At 57.5% G+C, this 12,230-nt stretch carries 12 protein-coding genes, 1 tRNA gene and 1 other RNA gene; 1 reads left to right on the forward strand and 13 read right to left on the reverse strand.

Translation table 11 applies throughout. From position 1 onward, the window contains the following. Positions 1 to 5 precede the first annotated feature (5 nt). The 3 genes from P9L99_02665 to P9L99_02675 are packed head-to-tail and all read right to left on the reverse strand — an operon-like array spanning position 6 to position 3,163. Entirely contained in the window at positions 6 to 689 is a 684-nt protein-coding gene (locus P9L99_02665) for a hypothetical protein (GenBank protein MDP8222238.1), read from the reverse strand. 13 nt (positions 690 to 702) lie between these two features. After that, positions 703 to 1,479, reverse strand: coding sequence for a lipoprotein insertase outer membrane protein LolB (locus tag P9L99_02670; protein ID MDP8222239.1), 777 nt, complete (start codon positions 1,477 to 1,479; stop codon positions 703 to 705). After that, positions 1,472 to 3,163, reverse strand: a complete 1,692-nt coding sequence (locus tag P9L99_02675; GenBank protein ID MDP8222240.1) for a tetratricopeptide repeat protein — start codon at positions 3,161 to 3,163, stop codon at positions 1,472 to 1,474. Before P9L99_02675 ends, P9L99_02670 begins: the two co-directional genes overlap by 8 nt. A 167-nt stretch (positions 3,164 to 3,330) precedes the next feature. Between P9L99_02675 and P9L99_02680 the strand changes: the two genes are divergently transcribed. Further along, positions 3,331 to 4,092, forward strand: coding sequence for a protein phosphatase 2C domain-containing protein (locus tag P9L99_02680; GenBank protein ID MDP8222241.1), 762 nt, complete (start codon positions 3,331 to 3,333; stop codon positions 4,090 to 4,092). A gap of 19 nt (positions 4,093 to 4,111) precedes the next feature. Here the strand turns inward: P9L99_02680 and rnpB are convergent. From rnpB to rpsU, 10 genes are all read right to left on the reverse strand, one after another. Beyond that, positions 4,112 to 4,501: RNase P RNA component class A (rnpB, locus tag P9L99_02685), an RNA gene on the reverse strand. A 136-nt stretch (positions 4,502 to 4,637) separates the two neighbouring features. Continuing rightward, positions 4,638 to 5,309, reverse strand: a complete 672-nt coding sequence (locus tag P9L99_02690; protein ID MDP8222242.1) for a ribonuclease HI family protein — start codon at positions 5,307 to 5,309, stop codon at positions 4,638 to 4,640. Position 5,310: 1 nt separating this feature from the next. Beyond that, the gene (locus P9L99_02695; protein ID MDP8222243.1) at positions 5,311 to 6,051 is read right to left on the reverse strand and encodes a C4-type zinc ribbon domain-containing protein; all 741 of its coding nucleotides are present in this window, start codon (positions 6,049 to 6,051) and stop codon (positions 5,311 to 5,313) included. Between the two features lie 10 nt (positions 6,052 to 6,061). Next, on the reverse strand, positions 6,062 to 7,192 hold the full coding sequence (locus P9L99_02700; protein MDP8222244.1) for a Nif3-like dinuclear metal center hexameric protein: 1,131 nt from the start codon (positions 7,190 to 7,192) through the stop codon (positions 6,062 to 6,064). A gap of 28 nt (positions 7,193 to 7,220) precedes the next feature. Then, positions 7,221 to 7,293: transfer RNA gene (locus P9L99_02705), tRNA-Ile, on the reverse strand. Between the two features lie 119 nt (positions 7,294 to 7,412). Further along, positions 7,413 to 9,173, reverse strand: coding sequence for an RNA polymerase sigma factor RpoD (gene rpoD, locus P9L99_02710; GenBank protein MDP8222245.1), 1,761 nt, complete (start codon positions 9,171 to 9,173; stop codon positions 7,413 to 7,415). Positions 9,174 to 9,199: 26 nt separating this feature from the next. Beyond that, entirely contained in the window at positions 9,200 to 10,984 is a 1,785-nt protein-coding gene (gene dnaG, locus P9L99_02715; protein MDP8222246.1) for a DNA primase, read from the reverse strand. 22 nt (positions 10,985 to 11,006) lie between these two features. Next, positions 11,007 to 11,483, reverse strand: coding sequence for a CvpA family protein (locus P9L99_02720; protein MDP8222247.1), 477 nt, complete (start codon positions 11,481 to 11,483; stop codon positions 11,007 to 11,009). A gap of 38 nt (positions 11,484 to 11,521) precedes the next feature. Next, positions 11,522 to 11,968: a GatB/YqeY domain-containing protein gene (locus tag P9L99_02725; protein ID MDP8222248.1), complete on the reverse strand. Its 447-nt coding sequence runs from the start codon at positions 11,966 to 11,968 to the stop codon at positions 11,522 to 11,524. Further along, positions 11,969 to 12,190 (reverse strand): 30S ribosomal protein S21, encoded by a 222-nt coding sequence (gene rpsU, locus P9L99_02730; protein MDP8222249.1) that lies wholly within the window; start codon positions 12,188 to 12,190, stop codon positions 11,969 to 11,971. Between the last annotated feature and the right edge of the window lie 40 nt (positions 12,191 to 12,230).

The raw sequence follows: 12,230 nt of genomic DNA on the forward strand, positions 1-12,230 counted from the left end.
CGGCATCAGGTTTGCTGCCTCATTTTTTCCAGTTTGTCGCGAAATTCAGCCCGCGAAAAAACACTCTTTTCGATCAGTAGTTCGACGATGGCTCGGAATTCTTGATCTTTGTATCGCTTGTCGCGGTCGGAAAATTCTCCTTCCGGGCTGATGATAATCGGCTCGTCGTCCGCGCCGACCATCTCCATGGCGATTTCCACGACTTCGGGCGCTTCCTCCAGCCCGTCGCTCTCGCGCAGACCGTCGATGTGGTAGCAGTAGTCGATCGCCCTGGCGATGTGGCTTGGGGCGGACAGCGCCGTTACTACCGAGTGGCCGGATACGAATTCGATTTCCTGTATCGCCTGGAAGTTCGTTGGGTCGACCATCGCCAGCAGGAGTTTCTTGTAACCTTTATCTGCTTTGACCGCGACGGGAATGCACTGATAGCGCACGCAAAGGTCGCGCGGCACCAAAAGCAAAGCTTCTTTGTAAATGTGGCTTTTGCGGAAGTTGATCTTCGCCACGCCCAGTTGGTGGCTTAACGCATCCAGCAGTTGTTGTTCGGTAATCAGATTCGCTTTCACCAAATGTTCGCCGACGAACCCGCCGAATCTTTTTTGTTGAGCCAAGGCGGACCGGAGATGGGTGTCGGTAATGAGTCCGGCTTCAATTAAAATCTCACCGATCATTTTCTGCTTCTTCTGCATGTTCCCTCCCGATTCAGCGAGTTCCGCCGATTCGCAAAACCGTCCATCCGGGCGGCGGCGTCGGCCGTAAAAGGTCGCGGTCCACGTTCTGGTTTATGTGAACGTTGCCTAACTTTAAAACAAGCCGTTGCCGCTCATTGGTTCTTTCGATAGAGATCTCGTGGGGCAGGTCGATGCCGTCGATATCCTTGAAGCTGTCCCACGAAACTACCACCGGATTGTCGCCAATTCGGACCAGTTTTCGCAAGCGCTGTTTCTCGGCGTCCAAACCGGCCCGCCAAGGACCGGATTCGAAATACTCCAGCGTTGTGTCGTCGTCTTTATTCGGCGCCGCCGGCCGCCATTTTTTGGCCTCGGAGACGAACCCTCCCAGCACGACTTGAGTCAGTAGCTGCGGGGGGATCGTCATGCCCAGGAGTTGTTCGGACGTGTCCTCGTTCGCCGGGCCTTCCACGTACACATTGCGGGTGAATTTAAGCAAGATAACCCGTTCCGGCGTCACGATCGTGGATAAGATCGGCGTGCCGAAGGGCGACACCAAATCCAAGCGCATCCCGGCCTGCCGGTCGACAACCAGCAACATCTCGGCCACGAGAGTTGAATCCAGTAATTCGAATTTCGCCACACCCGCCGCCTGCAGCGTGGCCACACGCGCCGCGGGCGCGGCCAGAAGTCGCGCGACTTCTTTACCCGTCAGGGAAGTCTCCGGCCCGTGTACGTTTTTGGCCGGCGTGCATGCCAATGCCAGCCAACACACGACGGCCAGTGCAATCAGTCGGCTCCTAGCCACCTAACTTGTCCTTGAGACGTTTTGACGTCGGCAGATCGGGGTTGAGTGTCAGGGCCTTTTCCCAGTACTCCCGCGCCTTGGCCTTGTCGCCTTTGGCGAAGTAGGCGTCACCGATATGCTCGGCGATCACCGCTTCGGAAGGTTCCAGTTCCAACGCTTTTTTCAAGAACGTGATCGCGTCGTCGTAACGTTCCAGCTTGAAAAGCACCCATCCGTAACTGTCGACGATGTGCCCGCTGTAGGGGCGCAACTCGACCGCTCGTTTAAGCAGTTCCTCAGCCCGGTCCAGGCGCGCATTGTGGTCGGCGAGGGTGTAGCCCACGAAATTCATGGCGTCCACGTCGCTGGGGTTGTCTTCAAGCCGCTTTTCCATGAGCGCGACGGCATCGCGCCAACGCCCCGAGCGTTCGTAGAGCACGGCGAGCGAATAGAGCAGTTCGGAGTCGCGTGGTTTGATTTTCAGCGCTTTGTTCAATGCTGCCTCGGCCTGCTTGAAACGCTCCATGTGCGAGAGGACCGTGGCGCGGATGCGCAGTAGGTCCAGGTCGTCCGCGTAATCCTTTTCGAGGAGGTCCAATTCGGCCAGCGCGTCACCGGCGCGACCGGTGCGCATCAGCAGGGTTGCGAGGTTCAGACGCGAATCGAGGAAGTAGGCGCTCTCGGTCGGTATTTTTCGGTACTGCGCGATGGCCTCGTCAATGCGATTCAAGCGCGCCATGCAGATGCCCGCGAGATAGCATGCTTGGTAGTTATCGGGACTTTGGCTGAGTACCAGGTTCAGTTCGGCCAGCGCTTCGGCCGTCTGACCTTGGTGATAGAGCACGACGGCCATCGTCACACGCGTTTCCGACGCGCCGCCGAGCAATTCCAGCCGGCGCGTTTCGGCCATGGCCGCATCAGGATCGTGTTCCCGCAAATGCAGGCTGATGAGTTGGCGGCGCAGCAGACGATTGCTTGGGTCGAGTTCGACGGCTTGCTTGTAAGCGTGAATCGCTTGTTCGCGCTCACCTAAGCCTTCGCAGGAAAAGCCCACACCCACCCACGCCTTGGCGTTTTCCGGGGCGAGTTCCGTCGTGCGAACAAAGGCCGCTTTGGCTGCGGCGAAGTTGTCGTCGTCCAATTCCATCCGCCCCAGCGAAAAGAAGGCATGTGCGGCATTAAGGTTCTTTTTGGTGAATTTCACCAGCGTGCGTTTGGCCTTATTAAGCCGATTCATTTCCTCATAAAGAGCGGATAGGAACACGGCGGCCATTTCGTTGTCAGGTTCGAGGTCGAGTACTTTTTCGTACACCTCGATGGCTTTCTCGTTTTCGCTCGTCGCGGCCAGCATCCCTGCCTTGAGTAGCAGCAGGTTCGTATCTTCGGGCGCTTCCTCCAACGCGTGATCGATTTCCGTCATCGCGCGTTCCAGCGACCCGGATTGAATCAGCATCGTGGCCTTGATCAACGAGACTTCCGGCACGACCACGCCCATGCTTTCCAGTTGTTCGAAATGGCGGAAGGCGAGGGGCGCGTTGCCGTCTTCCAGGGCCAGATAACCCTGTGACATGTGGTACAGCAGTCGCATTTTCGTTGAGAGGTTCGGCTGTTCGGCATCCGGCGTCGTTTGGGGTTTTACTTGGGTCGCGGCGCAAGCGCTCGTTAATAAAAGTAACGCAATCATCAGCGGTAAAAATCGTTTCATATTGGGCTCGTTTCACCTCAGAGAAGAGTTCGCGTAAACTTAGCACCGGGTCTGTCGCCTAGCAAGGTGAAGACACGGAACTCGTCATTGTTTCTCGTTGTCCGACACCAGTTGAGGCGTCTGAGTTCGGACTTTCGACTACACTTTTGCAGAAATCGGAGGCGTGCATGATTGCGGAGCGAGGCGGCGAATCTGAGTTTTTCCGTCATTTTTCGATTTCCACGGCCTATGCGACGCAAACCGGCATTCGCCACACGGTCAACGAGGATCGTTTTCTATTTTTCCCGCCCGGCAATCGCGTGGCTGAAAGGGAGGAAGTCGGCTTTCTTTTCGCCGTGTATGACGGCTGTGGAGGCTCCAAGGGCGGAGCGAAAGCCGCTCAACTGGCGGCCGATTCCTGCCGTCGCTTTCTCATCGAGGCCGCGCCGATGGAACCGGAACAACGTATCGCCCGCTTCGACGAGCTACCCCTTCGCGGCAATCAGGCGGTTTTCGACGGTCAAGCCGCAGACAAGAAGTTCGGGGATATGGCTTGCGCCGGTACACTTTGCTGGATTTGGGAACCCTCGGCTGACACGGAAATTCTCCGCGCCCGTTTCGCTCACGTCGGCGACACCCGCGCCTACCTGCTGCGCGAGGGGCACGCGCGCGTTCTCACCCGCGATCAGCAAGTGGGCGGCGTGCTTTCCAATGTGTACGGTACCTCGCCGCGTCATTTCGTCGTCGATTCCATCGATATCCAGTTGCAGGCCGGTGATATGTTGCTGATCGGCAGCGACGGGCTTTGGAAACCCTACGATGTCGACTTGCTCGCCCTGGCTGCGGAAGCCGGCGGCGATCCGCTACGCTACGTTCGCGCGTGGCTCTCGAAGGCCTACCGCAACGGCAGCGACGACGACCTCACGGCCATCGCGTGTTTCATCTATTGACACCGAAAGAGAATGCGAGAGCCGAAGCGGCCTTGTAAGCCGGGTTTTGTGCGCTTGCGTTTCGATCTCGCTCCGAACCGCAAGACAACGACCATTCATCTAGGACGACGGTTACCCGTCGCCTCAAGCGGCACCTCGGACGCTCGGCGGGCCACCTCAAACGCGTCCAATCGACCTTGCACCAGGTAGGGTTTACCGCACCGCCGGTTTCCCGGCTGTCGTGGGTGCGCTCTTACCGCACCATTTCACCTTTGCCTGTGCCACGCCGAGACGTGGCCATCGGCCGTATATTTTCTGTGGCACTTTCCCTAGGGTCACCCCCGCCTGCCGTTAGCAGGTACCCCGCCCTGTGGTGCCCGGACTTTCCTCCCGTGGTCAAAAGACCACCGGCGGTCGCTCCGGCCGCTTCGGCGTCTCCTTCTTACCCTATTCGCGTTAGACCTGCCAAGGCGACACGTGCCGAATAAATCCGGCGGGGCGGCGAGGTAGGGGGTTGCGAATTCGTGGGCGCAACATGAGAGAAGCGTCCGATCGCCAACGCGTAGCTAAATTTCGTTTTCTACCACCGCTGTATTTTTGCCTTTTTTCCTTTTGGGCGCCCGCTCGTCCAACACGTTGTTCACGCAGGCGTCGGCTTCGGTGTTTTGTTCGCGCATGACGTGGTGGATCGAGAAAGAATCGAACTCACGCACCATGTGGTTGGCGCGGATGAAAAGTTCCACCAGAGCTTTGTTCTTTACCTTGTATTCGCCGCGCATCTGCTTGACGATCAACTCACTGTCGCTCTGCAAGCGGACATTCCGCACGCCCAGCGACTTGGCCAAGGCCAGCGCCATCAACAGTCCCTGATATTCGGCCACATTGTTAGTCGCCTTTTCCAGGAAGATGTGCTTTTCGGCGATGACCAAGCCGTGCGGATCGATCGCCACCGCCGCACCGGCTGAAGGCCCGGGATTGCCGCGGCTGCCGCCGTCAAAGGCAAAGAGCAACGCGTCCGGTTTATCCCCGGTCCGTTCGAGGGCCCGCTGGTGTTGAGCGTCCTCGGCCGCGGCGATGCGGTCCAGTTCCTGTGCCTGCCGACGCAAACGCGCGGCAAGATCGTCGAGGGCTTGCTTGGCTTGAGTCGTACTCAGGTCAGCTTTGTCGGCGGCTTTGGAGAGATTGGCATCCTCGGCCAGCGCCGCCAGAAGCTTCGCGGTTCGCTTCAGGTCGATCACGTCAGGTTTCGCCGCCGGCCGCTTGATCAGCCTCGGCCTCAAAGAAAAGAATACGGTAGCAATTGGGGCAGGTGATGATTTCCTCGTTGCGAATGACCAGGTTGTACACTTGCGGCGGAACGTTCATGCGACACCCTTGGCAGGTTCGGTTTTCGACCCGAACTACCGCGACGCCGCCGGTGATCTTACGGAGCTTGTCGTAGCGAGCCAGGAAGGTCGAGTCGATGTTCGGCAGCCTTTCCTCTCGCTGTGCGTTCAGCTCCACTAATTCCGCTTCCACTTGCGCCAATTTGGCTTGTAGATCAGCGATCTGTTTTTGCACGTCCGATTCGAGTTCGGCAAAACGCTCCTTTGCCTTCTTGACCCCGAGTTCCGCGCTGTCGATATCATCCATAATGCGCAGAATCTGGTCCTCGAGCTCTTCGATCATTTCTTTTTGGCGCTGATTCTCTTTTTGGATAGCGCGGAATTCCTCGTTGGTCTTTACGTTCATTAAGCGTTCTTGGTTTTTCGTGATTCGCGCTTCGTGCTCCTCCAATTCCTTTTCCTTGGCGCGTCTCTCTTCACGGGCGGTCTTCAGGACCGCTTCGCGGTCGGTGATGATCGCCTGGTGCTGTTGGATGTCCGTTTCCATACGGTGGACGCGTTTCGGCGCCTCATCGCGGAACCGTTCCACTTCCATGATTTTTTGATCGATTTGTTGAAGTTCGTGCAAGCGCTTGAGTTGTTCTGCAGCAGACAAAGACTCCTCCTCATACGGCCGTGAAGGGATCGCCTTCCGGAGTGCAGGCGAACACGGACAATGCCGGAAATTCCTTCGCCAAACGTACGGCCAACGTGTCTACAAACGGTCGCTCTGTGGCGTAATGCCCCAGATCCACAATCGGTAGACCCGCCGCCCGGGCGTCGAGCGCTTCGTGGTATTTAACGTCGCCGGTTACCAGGACCAATCCCGGTTCCGGTCGAATCTGTTTCAATAAAAAGGAACCGTCGCCACCGCAGACGACGACCCGTCGAATCTCTTGCGAGCCATCGCCCACGAAACGCCCTGTTCGGGCGCCGAGTTTCCGCGCCGCGCGCCGGGCGAAAGCGGCCAGCGTTTGCGGTCGGGCTAACTCACCTACGCGGGCCACGCCACCGAACGGACTTTGGCGATCGGTATCGTACAAGTCGAACGCGACTTCCTCATAGGGATGGGCGAGGTTCATCGCGTCCAACACGGCGTCCACAGCCGCGGCCGGCACGCGCACTTCGAGGCGAATCTCGGGCTCCGCCGACAGGGCGCCGACTTTGCCCGCATAGGGATCGGCGCCGGGCAGGGGCAGGTAGGTGCCTTCTCCCGGATGTCGGAAAGAGCATTTCGCGTAGGTACCGATGATACCGCCGCCGGCGCGAAATATCGCTTCGCCGACCGGTTCGATGTGCGACTGGGGGACGAGGACGACCAGCTTTTTGAATTTCGTCGGATAACTCGGCTGCCAGGCGTGTACGTTGCGCAATCCGAGTCGCTCGGCCAGAACATCGTTGACGCCCTCGGGCGCCCAATCGGCATTCGTGTGGCAGGCGACTAGCGCCACGTCGCGTCGCATCGCCTCGCGCAGCACCGCGCCCGAACCGTGGCGGGTGTCGATTTTGCGAAGAGGATCGAAAATAACAGGGTGGTGAGTGATCAATAGTCCGCCGGACCGGCCGGCTGTTTTGCGCACGGCTTCGACGGAGGCTTCCAAGGCAATGCCGACACGTCTCACCTCATCGGCGGGGGAGCCGCAAAGTAAACCACTATTATCCCACTGCTCAGCCAGAGAAGCGGGAAACCATGATTCAAGGACTTCAAGGAGCTCGCGAACGCGTATCACGCGCCGCTTCGCCGTTTTGCTCGCCATGTCAATCTCTCGGCGACGTTAACAAACCTGGGCCCGGCAGGATTCGAACCTGCGACCAGCCGGTTATGAGCCGGCAGCTCTAGCCGCTGAGCTACGGGCCCGACACGTAGACGTCGCCGCAGTTACGGTGTGCGCTTTAATAGTGCCTTGGGCCTCGCGTTGTCAATACACCGGGCACATTTACCAAAAAGGCCGCCGAAATCGGCGGCCGGTTTATTTGCTATTCCAGGAAACTCCGCAGCTTCCTGGCGCGGCTCGGGTGCCGAAGTTTTCGTAAGGCCTTGGCCTCGATCTGTCGGATGCGTTCGCGCGTGACGTCGAAGTCTTGACCGACTTCTTCGAGCGTGTGATCGCTTGTTTCGCCGATGCCGAAACGCATACGCAAAACCTTTTCCTCCCGCGGAGTCAGCGTCGCCAGCACGCGCCTGGTTTGGTCGGCCAGGTTTAGGTTGACGACCGCTTCGGCGGGGCTCATCACTTTCTTGTCCTCGATGAAATCGCCCAGATGGCTGTCTTCCTCTTCACCGATGGGCGTTTCCAGACTGATCGGTTCCTTGGCGATTTTCAGCACCTTACGAACCTTCTCCAGCGGCATGTCCATTTTTTCGGCAATCTCTTCCGGGGTCGGTTCGCGGCCGATTTCCTGAACGAGATACCGACTGGTGCGGATCAGCTTGTTGATCGTTTCGATCATGTGAACCGGAATACGAATCGTGCGCGCCTGATCGGCGATGGCGCGCGTGATCGCTTGCCGAATCCACCACGTGGCGTAGGTCGAGAATTTGTAGCCGCGCTTGTACTCGAATTTATCGACCGCTTTCATGAGGCCGATATTGCCTTCCTGGATCAGGTCGAGGAATTGCAGGCCGCGGTTCGTGTATTTCTTGGCGATGGAAACGACCAGCCGCAGGTTGGCTTCGATCAATTCCTTCTTGGCGATGTTGGCCAGCGTTTCGCCATTGTGAACCGTCGTGACCAAGGAGCGCAGTTCGTCGCCCTTGATCTCAAGTTCTTTCTCAACTTGCTTGATCGTTTGCTCGGCGGTGTGATGTTCGATCACCATCGCTTCGAGCTTGTCGCGGGCGATACGCACGTTGAGTTTCTTGGCCTCGGCGGCCAAGTCCTGCGGTTTGCTTAATTTGCGCGCCAGCTTCCGTAACTGCTTGGCGGTTAACCCGGTGCGCTTGCGAACTCTATCGATGTGCTTGCGAGCCGCCCTGATTAAATGATACCGCCCTTTCAGGCGTTCGATGACCATTTCGATCGTCGGCGTATTCAGGTTGATATCTTCCAGCAGTTCCAGAATTGTTTTGCGGTTGCGATCCAACCGTCGCTTGACGGTCGTGCGTTGGCGCTTGTCGAGCTTGCGCAACGAAAGAGTACTCATATCCCGCAGGATCCGTTCTTCCAGATCGCGAATGCGGGTCATGGTTTTGAGTACCTTGTCCAGTTGCTCCTGCTCGTTAATCTCGACCGGCTCGCTATCTTCGTCTTCGTCGTCGCGCTCCTCGATGTTTTTGATCACATCGCGCAGCTTCATTTCGCCGTTGGCCAGCTTCTCCTGGATCTCCAGGATTACTTCGGAGGTATACGGGATGCTCATCACAGCCTTGAGCACCTGCTGCTGACCCTTCTCGATGCGCTTGGCGATTTCCACTTCGCCCTCGCGGGTCAGAAGACTCACCGCGCCCATTTCACGCAGGTACATGCGGACCGGGTCGTTTGTTTTCCCGATCGTGCTGGCATCGACCGTATCTTCCTCGTCGTCCTTCGACTTCTCGTTACGCTCTCGATACTCTTCGGCGCTGTCGACGATCTCGATGTCCATCTCGTTGAACATGATCATGATGTCTTCGATCTGTTCGGTCGAGAATACGTCGGTAGGCAGCAGAGAATTGACCTCTTCGTAGGTCAAATAGCCACGGTCTTTGCCGATGGCAATTAACTGTTTGAGCTCTTTGATCTCTTCATCTTTCGGCATACTCTAACCCCTCTTCACAAAAGGTGCTAAATCCTAATCATTCTCAGTTGTTTCCGCAAGGAAGACAGACGGTGGTGCAATTCGTCGGCGCGGTCACTGTTTTCGGCCTCTCGGGCCTGGTCGCGTTGTTTACGCACGGACTCGATTTCCGCCTTCAATTTCTCACCGTCTCGTCGCCTTGCGGCCTCCAATACTGTCTGCGCCGCCGCTGCCGCTTCGCAGGGAGCGTCGCTCATTAACAACGACGCGGCCATGTCGCGCACCGGTTCGTCGTCGTCGTCGGTCACCAGGTCGGCGATACCAATCAGTTCGCCGCCTATCTGGCAATGCGCCAACCGTTCGGCCAAGGTCAGCGCCGGTCCGGCGGGCAATGCCGACAAGACCGATGCCAGGTCCAGTTTCGACCTCACTTCAGGAAAGTGCAAAAGTGTTGCCAAAATCGACCACTCCGGGCTTGGCATCACTTTTCGTGATTGTTTATCACGTCGCACGTCCGGAGCACGCGCGCCGCGGCTGGCTCGTTCCACCTGATGTCGCACGGCGGATTCACTTAGTCCGGTTCGCTCGGCGAGCGATTTCGCCAGTATTCCCATACGGATAGGGCTTTGGATCGTAGCGATCATGGCGCACGCATCGGCCGCGGCCCGGGCTAAGCTTTCCTCGTCCGACCCATATTGGCCGAAAATGTGGTTAAGTGCGAAATCCATGAGGCCGGGCGCGTTTTCTATCAATGCCGCCAGTTCTTCCGCGCCTTGACCTTTCAGAAATGTGTCGGGGTCCTCACCAGAGGGCAGAATCACCGCCCGAGGTTGATACTCCCGTTTCGCGTAAATCGCAACCAATTTGAACATGGCTTTTTGACCTGCGTCGTCGCCGTCAAACACGAAAACCACATTCTTTGTGTAGCGCTCCAGCAGGTCGGCGTGATTGGGCGTAAACGCCGTACCCAAGGCCGCCACCGCGTGGCGGAAATCATGTTGGTGGAGAGCGATCACGTCGAAGTTGCCTTCGCAAACAATGGCCGAGTCTCGTTGGCCGATTGCGTCCTTGGCCAGTTGCAAGGCATAGAAGGTGCGATTTTTTTTGAACACATCGCTTTCGGTGGAGTTGATGTACTTCGGCCCGTCGCCTCCCAGGATGCGGCCCGAAAAAGCGACCGCTTTGCCCGTCGTATTGCGCACGGGACACATCAGGCGTTGCCGGAAGAAATCGAAATGCCCCTCGTCGCGGTCACGCTTGCGGATCAAGCCGGTCGCCTCGGCGTCGGCGACGGCGATTTCGCGTTTGCGAAAGTGGTTGAGCAACGCACTGCCGCCGCCCGGCGCGAAACCCAGTTCAAAGGCTTCCATCATGGCCCGCGTGAGCCCGCGTTGCCGCAGATACTCCCGCGCCTCCCGACCGATCTCCGGACTCATCAACATTTCGCGATAGAAAGAGACGGCCGATTCGTTGGTCCCGTACAGGCGATCGCGGTATCCACGTGGTCGGCTTTCGCCGCGGAGGTTCTCGGGGATATCCACGCCGCAGCGGTCGGCCAGGTAGTGAACCGCTTCCACATAGGTCAAACGCTGCGTCTCCATGACGAAGCTGAACACGTCGCCGTGCGCGCCGCAGCCGAAACATTTGTAGGCACTTCGTTCCGGGCTGACATAGAAACTCGGAGCGGTGTCTTGATGAAACGGGCACAGTCCGACCAAGCGTGATCCCACACGCTTGAGTGTCACCGTTTCGCCGATGATCTGTTCGATCGGCGAGCGCAGGCGCACTTCTTCTCGGATCTCACTTGGAATGAAACCGCTTTTGTTGGGCATCGGTTCCCGCTGTTTGGATGTGTTAGCTCAACCCAAATAAGTTAAGCAGCCCTTGGGCAATTTTCACGGCATAAGGCGCCAGCATCGCTTCGTGGACCGCTGTGGACAGCCAGCCGAGGGGAAGCTTCATCAGCATCATCAGGACGATTCCACAAATGAACGCCGCCTTGAATCCGCCGAAAACCGCGCCAAGTACATGGTTGATTTCCGATAATTCTATTTTGTCGGACACCTTGGTCAGGGCGCGGCCGGCCAGGGCGAACAAATAGGAGACGCCGATGAACAGCAGAATAAATACGACGACACTTACCCCGACCCGGTGCAGATGAATGATATCAGCGATGAAATAACCGATCGGCTTGTACAGCGCAGCGGTTACTACCAAAGCGACAAGAAAGCCGACGAGGGCGAGGGCCTCGTTCCAGAAACCCCGATAAAAGCCCTTTAGAGCGAGCACCACGATGGCCGCACAAATTATGAGGTCAATGATGAAATGCACGACTCTTCTTCTTTAGTGAACAAAGACGCGCCAAGCGCTCAATAACTAAGCGCCTGGCGCACCTTCTGGTTGACGGTTTTGCCGTCGGCGCGGCCGGCGACTTTGGGCATCACGGCTTTCATGACCGCGCCCATGTCTTTTATGCCCTTCGCGCCCACTTCGTCGATCGCTTCAGCGATCAGTTGGCTCAAGGCTTCCGCGTCCAGTTCCGGTGGCAGATACGTGGCCAGAAAATCGGCTTCCGCCAACTCCCGATCGGCCCTTTCGGTAGCTCCGCCTTGGCGAAAAGCTTCCGCTGCTTCGTTACGCTTCTTGATCATTGTGCGAACTATCGTCACGAGTTCCACATCAGGAATCTCGTGTTTCGCCTCTTTTTCTTTCCCGTGGATCTCGGCACGCAACATCCGTAGAACCTGAACGCGCAGGTCATCCCTAGCCTTGAAGGCCTGTTTGTAGTTTTCGTTAGTGGTCTTCGCCAAACTCATTTAGCTGAAGAGCCCCCGGCGTTCACCGCGCTCTTGTTTGCGCAGTTTTTTCAGCAAACGCTTACGCGCCGCTGCAGCCTTCTTCTTCTTTTGGACGCTGGGTTTCTCGTAGTGCTCTCGCTTGCGGATTTCTGAGAGGATGCCCGCTTTTTCGCACTGCTTTTTGAAACGTTTAAGCGCCTGCTCGTGGGATTCACCATCCCGTACACGAACTCCAGGCATATGTTGGGTTCACCCCCTCACTAAACGAATTTCGCGCCGT

It is taken from the genome of Candidatus Lernaella stagnicola, from assembly GCA_030765525.1.
Lineage (GTDB): Bacteria > Lernaellota > Lernaellaia > Lernaellales > Lernaellaceae > Lernaella > Lernaella stagnicola.